This is a genomic window from Hyphomicrobium facile (genome assembly GCF_900116175.1).
Classification (GTDB): Bacteria; Pseudomonadota; Alphaproteobacteria; order Rhizobiales; family Hyphomicrobiaceae; genus Hyphomicrobium_B; species Hyphomicrobium_B facile.
Window position 1 is genome coordinate 625,156 of the sequence record NZ_FPCH01000002.1, and the last position, 22,675, is coordinate 647,830.

At 60.0% G+C, this 22,675-nt stretch carries 20 protein-coding genes, 1 tRNA gene and 1 pseudogene; 16 read left to right on the top strand and 6 right to left on the bottom strand.

Features of this window, described 5'->3' with window-relative positions:
* Positions 1–26: 26 nt before the first annotated feature.
* A complete protein-coding gene (locus tag BM399_RS09810; RefSeq protein WP_143117792.1) occupies positions 27–494 on the bottom strand; it encodes a hypothetical protein in 468 nt (155 codons plus the stop codon).
* Between the two features lie 96 nt (positions 495–590).
* Positions 591–2,846 (bottom strand): type II secretion system secretin GspD, encoded by a 2,256-nt coding sequence (gspD, locus tag BM399_RS09815; protein WP_092867531.1) that lies wholly within the window; start codon positions 2,844–2,846, stop codon positions 591–593.
* Between the two features lie 388 nt (positions 2,847–3,234).
* Here gspD and BM399_RS09820 point away from each other — a divergent pair, with 388 nt between their 5' ends.
* From BM399_RS09820 to BM399_RS09875, 12 genes are all read left to right on the top strand, one after another.
* Positions 3,235–4,923 (top strand): GspE/PulE family protein, encoded by a 1,689-nt coding sequence (locus BM399_RS09820; RefSeq protein WP_092867533.1) that lies wholly within the window; start codon positions 3,235–3,237, stop codon positions 4,921–4,923.
* 72 nt (positions 4,924–4,995) lie between these two features.
* Positions 4,996–6,216, top strand: coding sequence for a type II secretion system F family protein (locus BM399_RS09825; RefSeq protein ID WP_092867535.1), 1,221 nt, complete (start codon positions 4,996–4,998; stop codon positions 6,214–6,216).
* A gap of 72 nt (positions 6,217–6,288) precedes the next feature.
* Positions 6,289–6,771 carry a type II secretion system major pseudopilin GspG gene (gene gspG / locus BM399_RS09830; RefSeq protein ID WP_280140546.1) on the top strand — a complete coding sequence of 161 codons (483 nt, stop codon included), beginning with the start codon at positions 6,289–6,291 and terminating at the stop codon, positions 6,769–6,771.
* Positions 6,768–7,250 carry a GspH/FimT family pseudopilin gene (locus tag BM399_RS09835; RefSeq protein ID WP_244531180.1) on the top strand — a complete coding sequence of 161 codons (483 nt, stop codon included), beginning with the start codon at positions 6,768–6,770 and terminating at the stop codon, positions 7,248–7,250. Before gspG ends, BM399_RS09835 begins: the two co-directional genes overlap by 4 nt.
* Entirely contained in the window at positions 7,250–7,651 is a 402-nt protein-coding gene (locus tag BM399_RS09840) for a prepilin-type N-terminal cleavage/methylation domain-containing protein (RefSeq protein ID WP_092867539.1), read from the top strand. The genes BM399_RS09835 and BM399_RS09840 overlap by 1 nt, the downstream gene beginning before the upstream one ends.
* Positions 7,648–8,364: a prepilin-type N-terminal cleavage/methylation domain-containing protein gene (locus tag BM399_RS09845; RefSeq protein WP_092867541.1), complete on the top strand. Its 717-nt coding sequence runs from the start codon at positions 7,648–7,650 to the stop codon at positions 8,362–8,364. The genes BM399_RS09840 and BM399_RS09845 overlap by 4 nt, the downstream gene beginning before the upstream one ends.
* Positions 8,365–8,366: 2 nt before the next feature.
* Positions 8,367–9,224 carry a type II secretion system minor pseudopilin gene (locus BM399_RS09850; protein ID WP_177228118.1) on the top strand — a complete coding sequence of 286 codons (858 nt, stop codon included), beginning with the start codon at positions 8,367–8,369 and terminating at the stop codon, positions 9,222–9,224.
* Between the two features lie 31 nt (positions 9,225–9,255).
* The gene (locus BM399_RS09855; RefSeq protein ID WP_177228119.1) at positions 9,256–10,341 is read left to right on the top strand and encodes a PilN domain-containing protein; all 1,086 of its coding nucleotides are present in this window, start codon (positions 9,256–9,258) and stop codon (positions 10,339–10,341) included.
* Positions 10,338–10,916: a type II secretion system protein GspM gene (gene gspM / locus BM399_RS09860; protein ID WP_092867547.1), complete on the top strand. Its 579-nt coding sequence runs from the start codon at positions 10,338–10,340 to the stop codon at positions 10,914–10,916. The genes BM399_RS09855 and gspM overlap by 4 nt, the downstream gene beginning before the upstream one ends.
* Entirely contained in the window at positions 10,916–11,515 is a 600-nt protein-coding gene (locus BM399_RS09865; RefSeq protein ID WP_092867549.1) for a hypothetical protein, read from the top strand. The genes gspM and BM399_RS09865 overlap by 1 nt, the downstream gene beginning before the upstream one ends.
* A gap of 579 nt (positions 11,516–12,094) precedes the next feature.
* Complete coding sequence (locus BM399_RS09870; protein WP_177228120.1) at positions 12,095–13,138, top strand: helix-turn-helix domain-containing protein; 1,044 nt, start codon at positions 12,095–12,097, stop codon at positions 13,136–13,138.
* Positions 13,138–14,124, top strand: a complete 987-nt coding sequence (locus BM399_RS09875; protein WP_092867553.1) for a helix-turn-helix domain-containing protein — start codon at positions 13,138–13,140, stop codon at positions 14,122–14,124. The genes BM399_RS09870 and BM399_RS09875 overlap by 1 nt, the downstream gene beginning before the upstream one ends.
* A gap of 85 nt (positions 14,125–14,209) precedes the next feature.
* Here BM399_RS09875 and BM399_RS09880 read toward each other — a convergent pair whose 3' ends face one another.
* Both BM399_RS09880 and BM399_RS09885 read right to left on the bottom strand, forming a co-directional pair.
* Positions 14,210–15,379 carry an alpha/beta hydrolase family protein gene (locus BM399_RS09880; RefSeq protein WP_092867555.1) on the bottom strand — a complete coding sequence of 390 codons (1,170 nt, stop codon included), beginning with the start codon at positions 15,377–15,379 and terminating at the stop codon, positions 14,210–14,212.
* A 232-nt stretch (positions 15,380–15,611) separates the two neighbouring features.
* A complete protein-coding gene (locus BM399_RS09885; RefSeq protein WP_092867557.1) occupies positions 15,612–16,721 on the bottom strand; it encodes an alpha/beta hydrolase family protein in 1,110 nt (369 codons plus the stop codon).
* A 498-nt stretch (positions 16,722–17,219) separates the two neighbouring features.
* On the opposite strand from BM399_RS09885, the gene BM399_RS09890 reads away from it, so the two are divergent.
* The 3 genes and pseudogenes from BM399_RS09890 to BM399_RS21595 all read left to right on the top strand — a co-directional run.
* Positions 17,220–17,296, top strand: a tRNA-Pro gene (locus tag BM399_RS09890).
* 233 nt (positions 17,297–17,529) lie between these two features.
* Complete coding sequence (locus tag BM399_RS09895; protein ID WP_092867559.1) at positions 17,530–18,459, top strand: glycosyltransferase family 2 protein; 930 nt, start codon at positions 17,530–17,532, stop codon at positions 18,457–18,459.
* 518 nt (positions 18,460–18,977) lie between these two features.
* Positions 18,978–19,190: pseudogene (locus tag BM399_RS21595) on the top strand (CatB-related O-acetyltransferase); the annotation flags it as partial.
* Between the two features lie 112 nt (positions 19,191–19,302).
* On the opposite strand, the gene BM399_RS09905 reads toward BM399_RS21595, so the two are convergent.
* Positions 19,303–19,611: a hypothetical protein gene (locus BM399_RS09905; protein WP_092867563.1), complete on the bottom strand. Its 309-nt coding sequence runs from the start codon at positions 19,609–19,611 to the stop codon at positions 19,303–19,305.
* 6 nt (positions 19,612–19,617) lie between these two features.
* Complete coding sequence (locus BM399_RS09910) at positions 19,618–21,288, bottom strand: DUF2793 domain-containing protein (protein WP_092867564.1); 1,671 nt, start codon at positions 21,286–21,288, stop codon at positions 19,618–19,620.
* Positions 21,289–21,553: 265 nt separating this feature from the next.
* Here BM399_RS09910 and BM399_RS09915 point away from each other — a divergent pair, with 265 nt between their 5' ends.
* Complete coding sequence (locus BM399_RS09915) at positions 21,554–22,561, top strand: NAD-dependent epimerase (protein WP_092867565.1); 1,008 nt, start codon at positions 21,554–21,556, stop codon at positions 22,559–22,561.
* The last annotated feature ends 114 nt before the right edge of the window (positions 22,562–22,675 follow it).

Sequence of the window (22,675 nt, forward strand, 5' to 3'; positions counted from 1 at the left end):
GGCCCTCTAGCTCGGCCGCGGTGGACCTATGGCATGATCATGTGCACGGGCTCCGCCGGAGCTTTTGACGCTGGTGGCCGCGAACCCTGGCTGTCGTTCAAGATGATTATTTTTTCCACACGGGCAGGGTCGCCGGGTTCCAAGACGATGACGTGATTCCAGTTCTTCAACAGGCGGGCGAGGACGTCCTTGAAGCTTCCTTGAAAGCTTCCGGTCATTGGTTCCGCTTTGGAGACGTGCTCGATGCCCTCGGTCTCGACGCCAAATTTCGTCGCCAACGCGTCGATGGTGTCGGCGAGGGGTTCGCTCTCGATGCTGACCTCGATTTCGCTCTGGTCATCGCCCTCGATGACGACTGCGGCCGAAGCGGGCTGATGCCCCATCAAGAGGATCAGAAGAGCGCACGCCAGTCCGATGGCTGCGAGCATCGAGCTCTTTCGGGCTCTCGCGACCGGCGCCGGCGCGAGGCGGAAGCAATCCGGATTTTCTGACACGATCACGTTCGTCACCCCGAATAGCTGGCCGAATAGCTGGCCGAATAGCTGGCGTGAAATCCGGTCTCAAAATCCGGCTGGCGAAGCATCCCTCGGTTACTTGACCGGCTTGACGTTCATGTCCCAGGCAGCAGGCTGCGGCGCCAACGAATGCATCGAGGCGCGCACCGCTTCGGCAACGTTGCTCGCGTCGCCAGGGTTGCGGATCACGCTCGGCCTCAGGAATATGACGAGCTCAGTTCTGGAGCGCGACCGTTCCGTGTTCGCACCCAGGACGTCGCCGAGATACGGGATCTTATCGACAACAGGAACTCGGCTCTTTTGCTGATCCGCCTGCTCGCTGATGAGGCCGCCAAGAACCACCATCTGGCCGCTTTGAACGGCAATCGTGCTGGTAATGCGCCGTTGCGAGATGGTCGGCGTCAGCGTGTCGCTGCTCGTCGAACGGGCGACCGCGCTGATCTCCTGCTCGACTTCCATCGTCACGAGACCATTCGAATTGATGCGCGGCGTTACATTGAGGATCACGCCGGTGTTCTTGAATTCGATTTCGTTGACGACGACCGGATCGGAAGCCGTCAAGTTGGTCGCCGACTTGGTCGACACAGGAACCTGGTCACCGACTTGGAGAGTTGCCGGCTGATTGTGCAGAACGACGACCGAAGGCGACGACACGATACGCACCGCCGTCTCTTTGGCGAGCGCGTCGAGAATGATCTTGGGGTTGGTCGCAACCGCTCCGACGATGAAGTTCAGTCCGGGGACTGCCGGCGCTATATCGATCGATTGCCCGTTGGTGAAGCCCAGCGCGCCGTCGAGCCCCTTGGTCTTCTGCAGGAAGAACTGCACGCCGTATTGCAGGTTGTCGTTCAGCGTCACTTCCGCGAGCGTAGCGTTGATGAGCACCTGCATCGGCGCGCGATCGATCTTGCGGAGCACCCCGAGGATCTCGCGGTATTTCCGGCCGGACGCTTTGATCAGCAGCGAGTTGTTGCGTTCGTCCGCCGTGATGCGGACGCCCGAGGCGTCGTTGCCGCCGCTCAATGTTGTATTGGCGTCGGAGGTATGGCCGGCATTGTCGTTGCGTGAGGATGCGAGCAGTCCGTCGGACGCAATACCCGAGCGCTTTTCGAGCGGACCGGCGGCGGCGCCGTCTCCGTTCAGGCTGGATTTGTTCGACGCATTGTTGAAATTGCTCGATGAGGACGTCTGCGATGCCGCCAAGGTTGGGGCAACCTCGCTTTCCTCCGCCGGCCTTTCCGTCGATGCTCCGCTTCCACCGGCAAAGGATGCGGTGAGAAGCGCCGCCAGATCCTTCGCGCGACCGTTTTCGACGCGATAGACGTAATACCCTTCGGCTTCCGCACCTCCGCGGTCGAGCCGCTGGACCCACGTAGCGGCATCCCTCAGGAGGGCCGGCTTATCGCTGAGAGCCAGAATCGCATTGAGGCGCGCGATCGGCTTGAAGCGAATGAGGCCCTTACCCTGTTCTTCCGCCCTGAAGACCTGCTGAAGCTCGCTGATGACTTCATCCGGCGCGGCGTTCGCCAGCGTGAAGATGGCAGCCGACTGGTTCTTCATCCAGTTGACGTCAAACGTCGCAGCGAGTTCGAGAAGCTGCTCGCGCTCCGCGGCCGTTCCCCGGATTATGAGCAGATTGTTGAAGATGCTTGCCCGCAAAACGTCCTGACCCGAGGACAACTGCTCGAGCATGGTCATCATCGTATCGGTCGAAACGTAATTGAGGGCCATGATCGAGACACCGTATCCGGGTCCGATCTCGCTGCGCTCCTTCTTGTAGTCAAAAATCGAAACGTTCTGCGTCGACTTCTCGGAGTCCGGAACGATCCGGTAGAGCGTGCCGTCGCTGATGAGAGCTGCCCTGTTCATCTGCAGCACAGCCTCGAAGACGGCAAGCAGCTCGTTGCGGGCCACCGGGCCGCCCGTTGAAATCGTCACGCGGCCCTGTACGCGCGTGTCGAACACGTACGGCTTATTGAGAGTGTCGCGAAAGATGACCTTCGCCAGCTCGGAGAGCTCGGCGTCGGCGAAGTTGAGCTCGTAATAGCCGTCTCTCGCTTCCGAAACGCCGGTGAACGCCTTTCGCTGCACCGGCACACTGGGGCTGCCGGGATAGATGTCGGTGCGCGTTTCGGAGCTCGGGGGGCGATCGCGGCCATTTATGCTCGCGGTCATGGGCGCAGCGGGACCGAGATCGGCGTTGGCCAACTGCCCCATCAAGTCAGGCGGCTCGAGATAGGGCGCTTTCGGGATTCCTTGCGAGCAGCCTGTCAGCATAAGGCCCGCGACGGACACGCAAAATACCAGCCAACACCAGCTTCTTGCCTTCATAACTTCTGCAGTTCCGCCGTGTGTAGGGCCCCTGGCTCAATTACCTGAAGCGAGCCAAGTAAACTGAACTCTGATTCTCGTGATCCGCAATATATCTGCGATTAACGATCAATAGCGCGCGGACATGCACCAATATTCCCGAAATAACATGCCGAGAGAGAACAACCTGGGCGCAGAGAGAACAGGCCTTGATCCGCATGGTCGCGCGTCCTTATTTCGCGCGTGTAAACAGTATATTAGCTCGTCGCATTGCAAAGCCTCGTAAGGGAATGGCTTGCTTGCACGGGTTCAACCCGGACCGTATGCTATGGATCACGACCTCTATATATATGTCCGTCTTCACTCCGGTTAACTTCACTTCTGCGTATAAGTCTTGAGTATTACTAAGATGAACATCGCTTATACGCCGACACTTGAAGAATACTTGCTCGATCGAAGTCTCGTTACTCGACCCCTCCTGGATAAGGTCGAGCGGCTGAAAAAGGAGACGGGATGCTCGACATGCTCCGCACTCCGGCGCCTGTCTGCGCTTCCGCCTGAGGCCTTGCTGAAGGCACTTTCCGATTTTCACGGCATACCTGTCTTGCAAGAGGCAGACTGGCAGCAACAATCGCCGCTGAGCGGCTCCATTGCGCCTGCATTCCTCCGGGAATGCCAAGTCTTCCCGGTCAGCGAGACTGCCGAAGGCGTGGTCCTCGCCATGCAGGATCCCGAAGACGCCTACGCCATCCAGGCCATTGCGCTCGCGCTCGGCCGGACCGTCATTCCGCGGCTCGCGTCGGCTGAGGATATTCAGTCTGCAATCGAACGATCGCTCCGCGACCGGGACGTGCCGAGCGTTTGGTCCGATGCCTCGGCGCCGGAAGCCAGCTCCGACGATATCGACGATCTTCGCGATATGGCGCTCGGCGCCCCGGTCGTGCGTTTCGTCAATCAGCTGATCCAGGACGCCGTCCATTCCCGCGCAACGGACATCCATATCGAGCCGTTCGAAGGACGCATCGCGGTGCGTTTGCGCGTCGACGGAATGTTGCGCGACGTTCCACCTCCTCCCGCCAGCAACGGGAAAGCGATCGCCTCACGCATCAAAATTCTCTCGGGCCTCAACATTGCCGAACGGCGCGTCCCGCAGGATGGCAGAGCGCGCGTCAGGATCAATCAGACCAAGCTCGATCTTCGCGTTGCGACGATGCCGACCGTTCATGGCGAAGCGATCGCCATTCGTCTTCTCGACAACGTGCGACGATCTCTGGACCTTGAAAAGCTCGGCTTCAATGCGCGCGACAAGGCCATCATCGGCAATCATCTCGCGGCTCCCTACGGTTTGATCCTTGTCACGGGCCCGACGGGCAGCGGAAAGACGACGACGCTTGCGACGGCGCTGGCGCTTCTCAACGGCGGCCAGCGCAAGATCGTGACCGTCGAAGATCCGATCGAATACGAAATCGACGGCGTGAACCAATCGCAGGTGAAGCCCGCCGTCGGGCTGACATTCGCATCTGCATTGCGCTCATTTCTCCGCCATGACCCCGATGTCATGATGGTTGGCGAAATGCGCGACGGCGAGACCGCCAGCATCGCCATTCACGCCGCCCTCACCGGTCACCTCGTGCTCAGCACGCTGCACACCAATACGGCGGCCGGCGCGGTGCCGCGGCTTCTCGACATGGGCATCGACGCCTTCCTCCTCGCGTCATCTCTGAGATGCGTCATCGGACAGCGGCTCGTCCGCGTCCTTTGCAATCATTGCAAGCGCCAGGTGGAAGGAGAGCCCGATCTCGCCCTCGTCCGGCGCATGGGCCTCGATCCGGCGAGCCGTGAGGCGCGGCTACAATGGCAACGCACCGGATGCGATCGCTGCTTCGGCACCGGATATACCGACCGCATCGTCATCTCCGAGGTGCTCGACATCGACGATACGATCCGATCTCTCATTCGCCCCGATGCGAACCCGGCGGAGATCGAAGCTGCGGCCTGCCGCAAAGGCATGACGCCCATGATCGTCGATGGCTACGACAAGTGCCTCAAAGGGCTGACGACGCCCGAGGAAGTCCGGCGGGTGGCGCTCGATGCGTAACGTTCTCAGCCAATCACATCGCGCACCGCATCCGCCGCGAGCTGTTGAAATATAACGGGCAACAGCAGCACGATGGCACGATATTCCTATACTGCAATCAGCCGAAGCGGCTCCCAACTCGCTGGCGAGATGGAGGCGGCTGCGCGTGAAAACGTTATCGATGCGCTCGTAAAGCTCGGCCATCTACCTGTCGAAGTGCACGAACGTTCGCAAACATCCGGCACCGCTGCGGGCGGCAAGGGCGGGCTTTTCTCGCGCCCGCCCTCCTCCAAGCAGATCACGCTCTTTACGCGCGAACTCGGCATCCTGCTCGCCGCCGGCCTGCCGATCGACCAATCGCTGGCGCTTCTCGAACAGGACAGCGTATCTGCAAAAATGCGCCAGCTGCTCGGCGCGATCGCCGCGCAGATCCGCGACGGCAAAAGCCTTCACGAGGCGCTCGCATCGCAGCCCGCCGCTTTCCCGCCCGTCTACGTCAACATGGTGCGCGTCGCTGAGACGAGCGGGACGCTCGAAGCCGTGCTGCTGCGGATCGCTCAATCGCGCGAGAAAACCGAAAAGCTCGCGAGCAAAGCGCTGTCGCAGATGCTTTACCCTTGCCTGCTCATACTGATGGCGATCGCTGCCGTCACGATCATGCTGACGTTCGTCGTTCCGCGCTTCAAAGACATGATCATGCAGCAAGGGAACGAAGTGCCCGAGCAAGCGCGCCTCGTGATCGGGGCATCCGATTGGCTGATCGCCAACGGCCAATTCATTCTCATCGCTCTTGCCGCGTTCATTCGTCTGATTTCGGTGGGCTGGACGCGCGGCTGGGGCCGCGAGGCTATCGAGAACGCGATCCTGCGTCTGCCGTTGATCGGTCATGTGGCCCGCCTGAATTTGACCGTCCGGTTTTGCCGCGTTCTCGGCGCCCTGCTCGAAAACGGCGTCGAGCTGCATTCCGCGATCAAGCTCGTACGCGACGTCATCGGCAATCAACTCGTCGGGCGCGTTCTCGACGAGTCCTACGACGCGTTGCGCAAGGGGCGCAGCTTTCTCGAGCCGCTCGCAAACTCAAAGCTCTTTCCTGCGGTCGTCATCAGTATGCTCCGCGTCGGCGAGGAAACGGGAAATCTCACGAACGCGTGCTCACACATGGCGGACATGTTCGAAGACAAGATGGAAACCGCAATACAGCGCACGTTCACGATCGTCGAACCAGCCGTGATCCTTCTTGTCAGCGCGTTCATCGGAGGGATCGTCGTTTCGATCTTCGGCGCCATCATCAGCATGAACGACTTGGCGATGTGAAGCGACACGATGCGAAAACGACACGATACGAAAACGACTTGGCGAAGTCAGAAACAATGGGAGGAATTTGAAGTGCGGCCCGTCGAACTAAGTGCGCTCGCTTCGCGATTGAAGGCAAGGATTTCCGCATCTCACCGCGATCGCCGGGGTGAAGCGGGCTTCACGCTCATCGAACTCCTGGTCGTCATGGTCATTCTCGTGCTGCTGGCCAGCCTCGTGGCGCCGCGCGTGATGGGCTATCTCGGCGGATCGCGGACAAAGGCCGCCAAAGTTCAGATTGAAAGTCTGGCGACGTCGCTCGAACTCTTCAAGCTCGACGCGGGCCGCTTCCCGACATCGAACGAGGGACTGGACGCACTCGTCAAAGCGCCTGCCGGATTGCGGAACTGGAACGGTCCCTATCTCAAGAAGTCGCAGGTTCCAGTCGATCCTTGGGGCCATCCCTATCGCTACCGCTATCCCGGCCAGAAAGGCGAATACGACATCTTTTCGCTCGGCGCCGACAATCGCGAAGGCGGCGACGGCGAGGACCGAGACGTTGCGAGCTGGCAGTGATACCGGCGGCGTCTTTAATCCCGCCCAGGGCCCGGCGGCCCAAAGAGGCGGGATTCACGCTCGTCGAAATTCTGGCCGTCATGTCGGTCGCCGTCGTCGCGGCGGGCGCGATCTCTTTCGCCTTCAGGAACCCGTCCCCGGGTCTCAAGGTGAAGAACGCGGCGATGATGACGGCATCGCGCTTGCGGGATCTGCGCGCGACGGCCATGGCGCGCGGCGAGGAGCGTGTGGTTCAGATCGAGCCAGTCCATCGTCTGATCCGCTTCGACGACGGACGTCCGGATCTTCGTCTCGATCCATCGATCGACATCGCGGTCACGTCGGCCGACGGCGAGCGAGGCTCGGCACAATCCGCAGGCATACGCTTCTTTCCAAACGGGAGTTCGACGGGCGCGACCATCAAGATGGGCTCGCAGAAAACGGTCTACGAGCTTCGCGTGAATTGGCTCACGGGTCGCGTATCGATGAGTGCACTGTGATGAGAGACGCCATCGACATTGCTCCGCGCGGCGATGGCGGCTTCACGCTTCTCGAGACGCTGACCGCCCTCGTCATCCTCGCGATCGGATTGACGGCATTGCTCCAGTCTCATGCCGGCGCCGCGCGCGTTACGGGCACGACCGAGGATTACGCCTATGCCAGGCTGATCGGCGAGAAAGTTCTCTCTGAAACACTCGGCACGTGGCGCGGGGGAACTTACGGCGCGAGCGGCACCGAGGGACGTTACGGCTGGGTCGCGGAAATCAAACCGGAAGCGGCGCCGTGGGCAAAGACGTCGACCGAAAAAGGCTGGGCGCTCTACCGGGTGGACGTCAAGGTCCACTGGCCCGGAGGCCGCAATCTGCAATTGGCGACATTGAAGCTCGGAGCGGCGAAATGAGCAGCGCCTTCGCCGGGCCGCGGCACGACGAAGCCGGCTTCACCCTCATCGAACTCATCGTCTGCCTGACGATCCTCGCTGGCATCCTCGCGCTTCTCGGCGGCGGGCTCAGATCACTATCGCACGGCGCGGACCGCAATAACGAGCGTATCCAAATGCTGGATATGATCTCGCGGGCGTTCGACATCCTGAAGCGCGACGTCAATGGACTGCAACGCATCGCGATCAACGACGGGACGAGCGGGCGCTATCTGTTTTCCGGAACGTCCGAGCATCTGCGTTTCGTGACGATCGAGCCGCCATACCCGGCCGCGGAAGGCCCCTATGTCGTCGACTACTCCGTTTCCGGGAAGCCGCAGAGCGTGCTCATCCGCGGGCGCGCACCATTGCAACCGGGGCAGTTCACCTATTCCGGCGCAACGCCCGCCAATCGCGTCAATCTACTCGAAGGACGCGTGAGCTATCGCTTCCGCTACGGAGCAAGGTCGGACAAAGGCATGAAGTGGTACGACACGTGGCCCTTCGCGACGCGCCTGCCGCAGGTCATCAGCCTCGACATCATCGACACGCGCACCAACCTGCCTGCATCTCCCGCCTTCTTGGTGCAACTGCGCGCCAATGCCGAAATCGGATGCCTGGACGAGACGCCGACCATGTGCTCGGCCAATCCCAATGGAGAGCTTGTAGCAACCGCCGATGGGAGCCAGCTCTAGTCGTGGAACGGCACAGCAGACATCTGCCCGAGGCGGCGAATAACGGAGAGCGCGGGTTCGCTCTCCTCGTCGTGCTGTGGGTCATTGCGACCGGCACTTTGCTCGTCGCAGCCTTCAACACGACGGTGCGGAGCGGAGCGTCCTTCATGTCTTCCGAAACGCAATTCTCGCGGGCGGAACATCTTCTGGATGCGGGACTTGAGATCGCTGCGGCGCGCCTCATCGACGAATCGTCGGCGCGGTGGCGTCCGGACGGAAAACCGCGCGCCATCTCGTTCGACGGAATGACCCTTCAAATCAACGTCAGCGATCCGAACGGGCTCATCGATCTCAACAAATCAGATGAAAAGTTGCTTGGTGAGTTCTTCCGCGCATTCGCGTCCGATGCGGGGGCGGCGGCGACCATCGTGAAAGGAATTCTCGACGCGCGCATAAAAGCCTCGGGACAATCGGGCGCCCCGGACTCGCGAAGCGGCGGAGGCTCGCCGGCCTTCGTCGATATCGGTCAATTACGCAAGGTCCCGGGCGTTTCGATGGCATTGTTCCGCCGCGTTCTCCCGTACGTGACCGTCCATAGCCGAGACGGGTCCGCAAACCTCGAGACGGCTCCTGCCGAACTGAGGGCTGCTTTTGCCAGAGCGCGCGGCACTCGCGACTTTCCCGGGCAACAGCATGCGATCTCAAAAAGCAACGGCGCCGCCGACGAGGACGACGAAGATCAATTCGGTCCCGCCTACATCGTCTCGGTCAAGGTGTCGGCGCCGAACTCGAAACGTACGGCGGCGAAGATTTACGTGATCGCGGTCGGCTTGGACGATGCCGCGCCTTACCGGCTTCTCTCACAACGACCGAGTGCCTGATCCAACCAATGCTCATTCGAAGAACACGGCCATGACCCCAACCGACCGCGCAAAGCAGTTATATTCGTGGTGGATCTCGTCCTTAAGCGAGATGCTGACCCGGCGCGGCGCACTCGGCGCGCGTTGGAGCACGCTTCTGAAACACACGCCGCAGGGTCTCGACATCTTCGTTCGGGAGAGGCGCGAGGCCAAGCTTATCGGTACTCTGACGCCCGACGCCAGCGACGAGCAGGCCGCCGTCCTGAAAACGATGCTGGAAGCGCACGCGAAGCGTGATCCGACGCGCATCGTGCTCCGGCTTTCACCTCAGGACGTGCTGCAACGGCCCTTCCGGATTCCGGTCACCGCGAAGGATGTCGTCGCGCAGATTCTCGAAAACCAAATCGATCGCATGGTGCCGTGGCCGCGAGAGGAAACACTGCACGGCCATCGCATCATGGGCGATGTCACGCCCTCAGCCGAGTTCGTCGACGTGCACATCGTCACCACCCGCACTGAAATTCTCGACGCTCTCTTGAAGCGGGCCAGCATGCTCGGAATAGCGCCCGCCGTCGCCGACTTCGCCACCTCGGACGACGAAGAGCCCGTCGAGATCAAATCGTTTCTTCCCGACGCGACGCGCAAGACCGCATCGACCATTCACGTGGCACTCATGTTTCTTGCGGGCTTCAGCCTCCTCTCCGCCGCGAGCGGGGTATATTTCGCCTGGAGCCGTCACCGCGCGTTGACTGAGCTCGAAGCTCGGTCAGATGCCGTGCGCGAGCGGCTCGCGACCCTGAGCAAGCTCGCCGCTGAAAACGACCACCTCCGCGGGCAACATGGCCTGCTGTTGCGCAAGAAGCAGGACGAGCCTCCCGTCATGTTTCTTCTCGAAGGCTTGAGCCGCGCGCTGCCGGACGCCGCCTATGTGACCGAACTCGAAATCCATGGGCGGGATGTTCGCATCGTGGGAAAATCCTCGAATGCAACGGGCCTCATTACGGACCTCGAAGCCTCACCGCAATTCGAGGGCGTTCATTTTTCGGCTCCGACGACTCGCGAGGCCAACGAAACGGTGGACTCGTTTGCAATCGTCGCCCGCGCCGAAGGCGGCGCCAACTTCGATCCAGACCAATGAAAGCTTCACCCTCGACACAGCGGAACATCGCCGCCGCGCTCCTGATCGGCGTCATTGCGATTTCGGCGGCGCTCGCAGCACTGCCCTGGGCTCAATGGTACGCGTTTGGCCAGGATGAAAAGATCCAGCAGAGCGAACTCAAGAGCCTCTTGTCGCAAACCAAGCGCGAGGCAGACTTGCGCAAGGAAAACGAGCGTCTCATTTCACCCGAGCAGTCCGCCGGCCTTCTCATCGCGGGCGATACGATGGGCATCGCGGGCGCCAATCTGCAGCGCCTGATCAATACGGTCGTGCAGACGCACGGCGGGCAGGCGACGAGCCTTCAGGTGCTTCCCGCAACGGAAGAAAGCAATCTCGTGCGAATGTCGGTGAGCCTGTCGATCAGCGCCGACATCGATAGCCTGCGCGGAATTCTCTACGAACTGGAGACCGGACAGCCGCTCGTTTTCGTCGACAGCATGTCCATCGCAACTTCGGACACCCTGTTCGGCTCAGCGAATCTTCACTACCTCGGCCCCCTGGAGGTGACGCTTCAAGTCAGCGCGTACTCCGCAAGAAAAGAACAGCCGCAATAATGTCTCAACTTCGCATCATCGGGCTGCTGCTGCTTTGTGTAGGCCTCGGCTATCTCGTTTGGCTGGACAACACTGCCGGCGGCGATACGGCGGCGAGCGTGACCACGGACGCGACCGCGACCGCCGGTGCGCGATCGGGGAATGGCGAGATCACCGGCTTGGATGATGACACTCCGGCAAATGAAGGTGAACTCGCTCATGTACGCGATGAAGAATCAGATCCGCCCGCACCTGAGGACGCAGAGGATCAAGCGGATGCCGAACCGGAGAACTTGAATCCGCTCAAGAGGATCGAGATCGACATTCTCAGCGATACAATCGAACGGCCTATCTTCGCCTCGAGCCGTCAACGTCCGCCGCAGGAGGCGAAACCGGCCTCGACGTCTGAAAATTCGCTCGCGACTTTCGAACTTGTCGGCGTGGCGCGCACGGGCGCTCGCGCAACCGCCGTGCTGCGCAAGCAGCCTCAGGGAGATCTCTTTCGTGTCGAGGCTGGCGATACATTCGGCAAGTGGCGCGTGAAGGCGATCGAACCACGATCGATTGTGCTATCGGATGGCAACGGCAACGAAGAAACCATCAAGTTGCTTCGCCCTTGAGCCATTCCCGGCCCGCGCGCAGCGTGATGTCAACCTGCTTCAGTAGCAGTCGCGCTCTAGCATGCAGTTGGTGTAACGCCAGTTGTCCGAGCCCCAGCTTTCATACTTCCAGCCGCCGATGCCTCGCCCATTCACAAAAATGCATCTGTGATGAACTTGCAGGCAGCGCTTATAATTTTCGCAGATGCCCGCGTGAGAATGCCGTCGAAAAATTCCGCTGCGCGGCTCCCAACCCAACTCGGGCCGGCAGTGAAATCCGTGCACCTTTTGGATGAGTGGTTGCGTCGTCTGCAACTTCACCGATCCTATCGCGTGAGCTGCGCCGGCGAATGGCAGAAGACACGTTAAACATGCGGCCATCGTCAGCTTTGAAGTGAAGCGGTGTCTCACATAACCTCCGTTGTTAAGCTGCGCACCGTATTGTTTCGAAGCACCGCGAGCAACGAAGATCTACTGTGTGATCCAACAGTTCGACTCAGTGCATCCAACATATTTGTGCTGCGGCATTCGCGTTCGTTGGCTATGGTGCCGGCGAAAGAAAACACGACGCTGACGAAGCGAAACACTGCGAGTGACTCGATGGAGCGATACGCCGATACGCCGACGGATCTGGTCGTCTGGGACACAGAATATTTTCCATCAAGACAAGCTCTGGATGTTTACAACAACGGAGTTCGCACGTCGTGCTTGCCTTGGAGCAATGACCTCACGGCGTCCTCCCAATTCTGCGGAAGAATCGAGTCGCGGCCGCACAGCTCGGGAACGATAAATCGCGTTCGCGTTACACCGCATTTCTGTCTGCGCTCAGCAGCCGACGTTCGCATGTCGTCGACGGAATGCGTTTACGCGAGCTACATCCTCGGCGGCGATGTGCAGATCGAGCAGGCTGGGTGGCAGACGACCGCTCGCAAAGGCGACATTGCTCTTTACCGGAGCGACCTACCAATCAGCATCAAGCTCCAACCCGATGCGCCGCACCAGGTTATGGTCATGCTGGTATCGAAAGACGCCGTCGACAAGGCGTTCCGCTCCGACAGCGACTATACGAACGTCGTTATACCGCGCGAGAAAATGGCGAAGCCTCTCGCCGCTTGCGCGTCGTTCCTTGCGCGCCAGTATCGTGTCTCGAAGCGCGAAGAACTCGATTCCGTCATTGACGCGTTGCTCCAGCTGCTGCCAACGGGGACCTCCGAGTCACAGCTTCGCGGGGAGGACGCAATCGATCTCGTTGACAACCCGCTCCGCACGAAGCTTGTCGCATTCGTGGAGGAGAATATTCAGAGCCGCAGCCTCACGCCGAGATTGGCAGCGGACCATCTGAATGTCTCCACGCGCTACATTCACAAGATGTTCGCGGCTACGGGGCAAACGTTTTCCACGTATGTCGCGTGCGAACGGCTCAAGCACATCGGTCGAGAGTTGGCCTCGGGAAGCGAGCAACGCCAGCCCATTTCATCGTTGGCCTACCGTTGGGGCTTCGACAGCATCTCGACGTTCAATCGCGCCTTCAGGCGGCATTTCGGCTGCTCGCCGAGCAGCTACAGAGAGAAGGCTTTGGGCCTGATTGCGTTCCTCTCGGCCGGCCTCCCCAGCGTCATTCAAATTGGCGGAATCTGCTTTTAATGTGCAGTAGCCTGAAGCCCGACATTCACTTCGACGAAATGACCATCGGCCCGGAAACCGTTTCGAAGGGAAACACTTTCGACGTCTTCCAGGAGGTGGTCGCGGACTTTCCCGTCCGCTGCACGTTCGAATATTCCGGCAGCGATCCATTCCAAACACAATGGATCAGCACCCAGTCGGGCAAAGGGTCCGCAATCCGGTGGTCGTGTGCGGCTCACACCACGAGGCGCACGGAAAACGATATCGCGGATTCGATTCCCTCGGGGTACGGCATTCTCTTTGCGGTCTCCGGAGGCGCGATGCTCACGCATAAGCGCGAAGAGATCCTGGTATCTCCCGGAAATGCCGTACTTTACAATCTGGATCAGCCGATGCAGGTCGACATGCTGAAGGCGGCCAAGCGGGACTTCCTGCTGATCACACTTCCGCATGACATCCTACCGGAGCCATTTTCGTCCAACGATGGCAGCTTTTCTCCCCGGCTCTTGTCTCACCATACGCCGCTCTTGCAGTGCGTCGATCATCTCGCGTGCATGATCGCCGAGAAAAATGCGGATGAGTTCCGTCACGTATTTCGTGCGTGCGAGCGGCTGATCACTGCCGAACTTCTCGCTAGAGATCACGCCGGTTTGGAGGCTGCACAACGTCCGTCGGTCGCGAACGATCTGTTCGAGCGGATTCTCAGCGTTATCGAAATGGAGATCGGAAACCCGGAGCTTTCTCCACAATGGCTCGCGGATAAATTCGGCATCTCGGTCCGGTATATCCACAAACTGTTCGCGAGCAGGGATCTTACCTGCCAGGGGTACATCACCACCGAGCGGCTCTCTCACGCGAAGCAGGATCTATCGGCCTCGGCCAATACCATCAGAATTTCCGCCCTCGCCTATCGATGGGGCTTTTCCGATTCTTCGTCGTTCGGACGCGCGTTCAAAAGCCGCTTCGGCTTGGCGCCCGGTCAATACCGAAGCAAACGCCGGGCATAGAGCCGTCTCTCGGCGCCGCCGAGCGTAGACTCTGCGACGCGCCTTTCCAGGCGCGTCGCATACCGGTTCTCGAGAGAACCAGAACTCACTTCTTCTGGTCCTTGTCGAGGCCGTACTTCTTCAGGAACCCGGAGACGAAATCTGCGATCTGCAGGCTGTTCGTGTCGAGGAACAGGAAGTGCGTGTTGCCACGGATTCCCCGCTCCTTGGTCCAGATGAACTGGGCCTTGCCGCCATTGGCGTTCAGAGCGTTCACGAAGCTGCGACCCTTCTCAGGGTTGAGCTGATGGCCGTCGCGGATCAGGTTCGGCATGGGGCAGGTGACGGTATTGTCACCGTACATGACGAGAATCGGAACCTGCGTAAGACGCGTGAAGTTTGCAACGCTCGTTGCCGAGCCCTGCGCGACGTCGTTGCCGGCACAGTTCTTCAGCGGAGCCGGAACATTGTTCTCGGGGAACACATAGCCACCCTCGAACGTGATGATGCCCTTCACCTTGTCAGACTTGTAGCGAGCCATCCAGCCGTGGATGCCCGACTGCGAGTGCGTCACGAGAATTGCCGGGCCGATCTTGTCGAGCAGCGCGACGATGCTGTCGGTGATGATGTCGTTGTTGTCACCGAACAGAGGAACGTTGCCCTGCAGGAAGTCGTCCATGACCCCAGCCGGGAACTTGGAGTTCGGGTCAAGGTTGGGATAGCTGGTCGTGCCAAGGCGCCAGCTGTAGTAGGCCTGCTTGTCGCCGACTGCAAACGACGTGGACGGGCCGATCTGCTGACCGTCGAGATCGCCGAGAGGACCAGTGAACGTCGGGATACCTGCGCGGCCGCGACGCGGGAAGTCGACGACGTAGGTCGGATGACCGCGACGTGCGAACTCGACTGCGAAGCCTTCACGGCCATCGGGAGTCGTTTCCCAGACCTTACCCGTGCCCGCGCCGCCGTGAATGAACACGATCGGGAGCTTCTTCGAGCCCTTCGGCTTCAGGTACTGCGCGTAGATCTGATCGATCTGGAAGCACTGGCCCTGGTTGCGCGAACCTGCGCCTGGGACGGTCGGATCGAACGCGCCCGGCGCGCAGACCTTGCGGCCGCCAGCGGTCAAGCTGCCGATGGCATCGAGCTGCAACGCCTTCTGGACGTTGTGGTGGCCATGGTGGCCATGGTTGCCGTCGTTGCCTGCCATGGCTGCGCCGGTCATGGCGGCCATGCCGACGAAGAGCGCCGCGGTTGCGGTACTCAGACGTGATTTCATAGGCGTTTCCTCCTGATGCCCTCAGGTTCGATCCCGAGGGCTTTGCTTTTTGCAACGGAGGAAAGCTCGCAGCCTCAGCTCGCATCAGCAATGATCGGACGTGCACAAGTTGCGCGTTCAGCGAACGCATTTGCGATCGCATCTCAGGCGGGACAAAAAGATCCGCAGGCGGCGCGATAAAAAAAACCGCGATCCTTACGGACCGCGGCATCAAGGTTCGGATGACTAATTGTTATCTTCTGGAGTTGGAGGCCTTGTAGGGGCTCTTCTTGTTCAGCCACTTGATGAGGTAGTCGGCAACCTTCAGGTTGTTCTTGTCCTGCATCAGCATGTGCGTGTGGCCGACGAGTCCGACGTCCGCGAGCTTGACGATGTCCGACTTCCCGCCGGCTGCGTTGATCTTATCAACCGTTACCTTGCGGCCGTCGTAGCGGCTTTGCCCGATGCCGGCGGTGCTGTGGAGGTTATCGCCGAACACGTCGATGGTCGGAATTTTCGTGTAGGCGGCGACCTGTGGGTTCGTCGGCGGGAGCCCTTCAAAGCCTTCGACATTGATGACTGCCTTCACGAGATTAGGCCGCGCCTCGACGACCGGATCAGGGAACGGACCCGATTGCGAGTGAACAACGAGGATCGCCGGGCCGATCTGATCCAGAAGATCGATCAGAGCTTCGGCGCCCCAAACGAAGGAGTTGCGGTCGGTGATCGTGCCGTCGGTGCTGTTGAAGCCCTGAGCGATCAAGCCGTCCATGGCTTCAACCGGGAACGCCGTGTTCGGAAATTTCACGCCGTCAGACGGACCGAAGCGGAAGGCCGGCCAGAGACGCTCCGCGCCGCTGCGCGAAAAGGTAGGAACGCCAGCCCAGTTCTGATTGTACCGCGCTTCGTGAAGTCCCGTCGGGTCAAATCCCGCACGGCCGCGCGTCGGGAAATCCACGACGTAGGTCGGGAAGCCCTTGCGTGCGAAGTACGTGGCCCAGCCCTCGCGGCCATCCGGCGTCGTCTCGTACGACTGGCCGGTGAGGCCACCGCCATGCACGAACACGATCGGATAGTTCTTCACCGTCGCCGGAATGCGATAGTGAACGTACATCTGCTCGACCATGATCGTCGCGGGTGCCGGAAGATTGGCTCCCGGCGTCACCGGACCTGTAAACGACGAGGTCTTCCTCTTGCCGTGCACGTAGAACGTGCCTTCGTCCTTGAGCGTGAGCTTGCCGCCCAACGACTGCTTCGGCTTTGCGACCTGCGCTTCTGCTGCCGAGCACACGGCGAGAGCCGCGAAGCCAACAGCGATGTTACGAAGAATGCGTTTCCCGCCCTGTAGTTTTGTTATTGTCATTGACTTACCTTTTTTTAGTGCACTTCCGGGGCGATCTTAAAATGTGGGTGGAGCAAATTGGTCGCAGAACTCTGCGCAAGGAGTGAACTTACTGGGCGCGGGAAGAACTTCCCCGGAGCGTTTCGCGGATGTTTACCAAGCATTCCGAAATGTGATTTCCAGACCCGCGATCGCTGCACGCGGCACCGTCGTTCTGATCGGTCGCGCGCGGCGCTCGTTTGAAGTTGCGGCCCTGCGCGCCGAGTGCATTCGCATCGCGCTACGAGCGGCGCCCATTGATGGGAACCTCCCACTTGCCGCCGAGTACTAGTCCGGCGGTCGCGACGCTTTGATGTTCCCTTGTGCCGCCCCCCAAAAAAGCTGTCCTGGTCGTTGCATGAGGAACCTGCAACATTCCGCGAAGAGGCGCTTGCGGGACGTGATCGGGGTCGCTATAACCCCGGTCTCCCTGGTGCCCCTGCGGTGCCGGGGGAAGCCTTTATTAGGCTGACGGTCGGGCGGAGCGTAGCGCAGCCTGGTAGCGCACTTGCTTCGGGAGCAAGGGGTCGGAGGTTCGAATCCTCTCGCTCCGACCAGTCTCCTTCGAACCATCCATATGGGTTCGTAAGATCGGCTTGCTGTGCGGGCCTGATGGGCTTTTCGGACCTCATTTATATCGTCGCGTGGCGGCTGCGATCCCCAGTGCGCGGTTTGCCTCCCCCTATCGGTGAATATCCGCATCTCACGTTGGCCGGTTCCGGGACGATCGCCATTTCTCTGTGATACCGTGAATACCGGCATACCCGCCGGGCCGCGCTAAGGATCACGCATGAGGGGGTTGATTTCCCGCCTAGCCCGGCAACTGCGCGGCCGGCGAAATTCGTGCGTCACGGTTTGCCTGATCATCAAGGATGAAGGCCGGTATCTACCGGAATGGATCGCTCACTACCTCGCGCTCGGGTTCGATCGCATCGTCATCTATGACAATAATTCCAGGCCCGAGACGCTGGCCATTGAACGCGTCTGCGCTCAACAGGACGCGCGGATCACCGTCATCCCCTGGCCCGACGTTCCGTCGCAGTTCGCGCAAATAGCGGCTTACGAAGATGCGCTCCGGCGCTGCGCGACCGATTGGATTGCGTTCTTCGACACAGACGAATTCCTCGTCCTCAAAAAGCACGCCTCGATCCAAAGCTATCTCAAATGTGCTCCGGTCGATGCCGGGGCTGTCTGCATCAACTGGGTCATATTCGGCTCCAGCGGAGAAGCTCGTTACCGGCCCGAGCTGGTCGCTCGACGGTTCCGCCGATGCTCACTGACGGCGGACATCAACCGACATGTCAAATGTATCGTGCGAAGGGCGGGCGCAAAGCGCATGTCCCATCCCCACTCGCCCAAATTGAGGAAACGCTACACATACGTCGATAGCGACCTGAAGCCCATCACGCTCGATCAGCGCGCTTTCAATGCGAACTACACGTACGAGACGGCGCAGCTCAATCATTACGTCTTGAGATCGCGTGAAGAGTACCAGTGGAAACTGGAACGCGGGACCCCAGAGCCGCGAGAGGGCGGATTCAAGAACCGAAAATTCGCCGATCCCGAGTCCTTCTGGGCGAAGCACGATTTCAACGACACCCTCGACCGATCCATCGATGTCTGGGTCGACAGGGCGAGCGAACTCAGGTCGACGTTCAGCAAAGTGCTCGGCGAGCAGGATCATGTCACCGAAGGACGCGCTGTTCCAATTTCCACTTAGGTCTTCCCGTGCGGGTTCGGCGCCCCTCTGCTTCTCGCGCGGTATCACGGGGAATTGGAAGCGCTCCTATGTCATATTTGGCAGCTTGATCCCAATTTCTTCTGCCGCCGCGATCAATTCTGAAGCACTTGCCGATCTGGCGGCGTTGAACCGTTGCGTTGCTCAGCGTATCGTCCACCCCGATTGTCAGGGGGAATACGCACACGATGACTGCACCGGTCGCGAAGACTTCGGCCAATAACGACGCCCTCCTAGAAGATTTCGTTCGGCTCCCCGGTTGCGAGCTTTTTCCGGGAGAAGGTGAAATTCGCGTCGGCTACCGCAGCTACGCCAATCCAGGAACAATAATCAGACCCTTTACCCAGATAGGCCGCTATTGCTCAATCGGCCGAAGGTGCTCGATCAATGCTGGCGCCCATTCTGTCGATCGGCTCTCTACACATCCATTTGTCAGTGTCGTGAACCGAAAGCCGTCTCCGTCTCCGTCCCCATCGCAACCAATTCCCCCTCGAATGACGCTGAGGATTGGGAACGATGTCTGGATCGGTGACCACGCCGTCATCGTATCTGGCGTCACGGTTGGCGACGGTGCGGTGATAGGAGCCGGTGCAGTCGTCACAAAAGATGTTCCTCCCTATGCAATCGTCGGCGGCATTCCCGCTCACATCATCCGGAAGCGGTTTTCCGATGCTATCATCGAAGATCTCTTGGAAATTAAATGGTGGGATTACGAGGAACGACTTTTTACGGACATCCCGATGACAGACATCACAAAAACCATCGATGTCCTGAAAGCGCGAGTTGCTACTGGCGATTACAGCAAGATCGCGCCTCATCACGCGCTTAAGCAATAGACGGTAGATTGAACCCGATCGATGCCGCTGCCTGATTGAGATTTCCGACCGCAGTTTCCAGGACCGATGCGTCTATGTTATTCAATGCGGCGATGCACTCGGCCTCGGTGAAGGTTCTCGATGGCGCGCCAACCGGATATTGCCGCGCGAGCACATCATACAGCTCCACTTCATTCGCGATTCTGGAGAGCCGGTCTGCCGGGTACTCAGTCACAAACGCACGCGCCGCGCTCGACCATGCTTTCGTCTCATCGCCTGCTACAATCCAAAACCAGTTCCTCGGATCAAATTCTGACATGCTGCCTCACTTATAAAGACCGTATGGGGAGTTTCCGGCGTTCGTGCCTGTTCCCGCGGTGCTACCGGGGAAATAGCTAGCGCCGCCGCCGCCCGTATTCAGGACGCCGTGATCGTTCGCATCGTATCGCTTTCCGGTCGCGGTATAAGTTCCCGCGAACACCAAGCTGAAGACATTTGCATAAGAGTTGCGCTGAGAAACGATGAACGTCGTGAACGCAAGAGTGCCGGATAGGGTCAGCGTTCTGGCTGCTATATTGGCCGTTGAGCCGTTTAGTGAGACGTGCTGATTAGCTCCGCCCGAAATGGCATAGTCAGTAGCCGTCCCGATCGACGAATAGTTTGAAGCGACCATGTGCCCGCCCGCACATGCGCCAAACTCCATATTGCTGTGAGTTATCGCGGCGCCGTTTTCGGCGGCAATGCAGTTGCCGCTCGTCGTCGTCTCAAGCTTGAATCCGTTGACGGTCAACGTTATCGGCACGGTCACGCGGATGGCGCTCGCCGATGTCGTGCTAATAATGCAATTGCCCGGCGATGACGCGTTGCCGACGAGAGTGACAAGACCGCCGACGGGCGGGGCAGCGATGAGCAAGCCAGTCGTATATGTCCCATCAGCGACCCGAATGGCCACCGTGAACCCGTTGAGGTCGAGCGTTTTAATTACGTCATAGGCCTTCTGGATCGTCAGAAACGCGCCACCCGTGGTGTTCGCAAGGCCTGTGTTGCTGTCGCTGCCATCGGTGCGGACGTAGTAGCTCCGGCCGGCTGTCAAAACTTCGCGCGGACCGCCCGATTGCGGGAACGAGACTTTTCCCGTGTTGCGATCGATCTTTATGGCTTCGCGCCACGTCGATCCGTCGGCGCTGACCTTGAAGTGAAAGTCGTCGTCGCCGGTCAGGCCAATTTCGGCGCGGCCCGAATAGTTCGTTTGATAGAGCTGGCTCGCCGTGTCGCTCGCTGCGGCCTTGTTGATTTTCTGCTGATGTCCGTTGCCGGCGTTATCGAAGAGGCTGGCCGCGCTTTTAATGGCGAGCTTGTTCGTTGCATCCGCGGTCGCGTTAACGCCGACGAGCGGGACATTGCTCAGGTCTTGCCACGTCCCATCCTCGCGTAAATATTTGGCAGTTCCGGCGGTCGCGCCGGGTGTGGGGACAAGACCTTTCTTGTGGCTCGCGCCGGAGCCCGTGAAGACATCGAGAAGTGCCGTTGCCTGCGCCGCGCTCAGGTCTTCCGGCGAACCGCTTCCGGCGCTCGCACGGCCCTTGATCGTGCCTGACGACACATTGGCGAGATCGGCGTTGGCGACGGGTCCCGTGAGGCCGCTGCCGCCGCCTGAACCCGCAAACAGCGACCAGGCCCCTGCGTCGTAGATAACGAGCGCGCTTTCGTCGGCGACCCAGGCGATCCAGCCGTCCTTCGGCCGATAGAAAGCCCACGCGCCGTCCTGAAATGCCGCGATCTCACCCGCATGGCCGGACCATGCGCCGGTCGGCGACACGGCTATCAGGAACCTGTCGCCATTGGTCGGGGCCGACGGCGGCGCCGTCAGCGCCCGGCTTTCGACGGATAGCTGAACGAGGCAATCGAGCGCGCGAATCGCCTCGTTGTGCGTGACATGCTTCTGCGCCTGGGCGGCAAGGATATAGGGCAGTGCGAGGTTCGGCGTATCGTTCATGTTCACGCTAATGTCTGCAACGAAGCTCCCACGCAGGAAGATAAGGGCCGGCCAATGGGCGGGGATAAGTTTTTTGAAGAGAGAGAGTTTTTGTTTGGTGCCGGCGACTCCCCTGCGGGGAGCCGGCCGCCGGCGCGGCGTTGTGGTGGCCGCGGCCCGGCGTTAAGGTTTGGGCATTGGGCGTGATTGACAGATTCAGCGGACCTACTAAACCGGGCTGTCGCTATCTCCCCGAGCCAGAAATCAGACAAGGATTCGCTCGCCAATGAAGTTTCTGGTCACTGGCGTTGCCGGCTTCATCGGCTATCACACGGCGGTTCGTCTGCTGGACCGCGGCGACGAAGTCGTCGGCGTCGACAACATCAACGGCTACTACGATCCGGCCCTCAAGAAAGCGCGATTGGCGAAGCTCGGGGGCCGAGAGGGCTTTTCGTTCCTGCATCTCGATATTGCCGATCGAGCGCCCATGAATGAGCTGTTCAGGGTGCAGCGGTTCGACAAGGTCATTCACCTCGCGGCACAGGCTGGCGTTCGCTACGGCAGCGAAAACCCGAGCGCGTATATCGATTCCAACATCGTCGGCACACAGAACGTTCTCGAAGGATGCCGCCATAACGGCGTGCAGCATCTCGTGTACGCGTCATCGAGTTCGGTGTACGGCGCCAATGCCAAGCTGCCGTTCAGCACGCACGACAATGTCGATCATCCTGTGAGCCTCTACGCCGCGACGAAAAAAGCCAATGAGCTTGCCGCGCACGCGTATGCTCATCTCTACCGCCTTCCCGTCACGGGCCTTCGCTTCTTCACGGTCTACGGGCCGTTCGGGCGGCCGGATATGGCGTACTTTAGCTTTACGCGGAAAATTCTCGCTGGCGAGCCGATCGAGGTTTTCAACAACGGCCATCATGCGCGCGATTTCACGTATATCGACGACATCGTGGAAGGCATCGTTCGCACAGCCGATCGGATTGCCGAGCCCGACCCGAATTGGAATGCCGTGCTCCCCGATCCCGCCAGTTCGAATGCGCCCTACCGGCTCTACAATATCGGCAACAACAATTCCGTCGGGCTGATGGATTTCATCGCCGCGATCGAAAAGGCGACAGGTCGCGAGGCGAAGAAAGTCTTTCTGCCGATGCAGCCCGGCGACGTCGCGAAGACGTACGCCGACATCGACGATCTCGCGCGTGATGTCGGTTTCCGGCCCTCGACACCACTTGCCGAGGGCATCGGCCGCTTCGTCGATTGGTATCGATCGTACTACGGCGTGTAAGCCGACGCTTTCGCCTCACACCGTCATGCCGACGGAGGTGCATACGCCAGAAACAATTGTCATCCCGGGCGAGCCTTCTTGCGAGACCCGGGACCCATCGTGGTCGCAGGTATT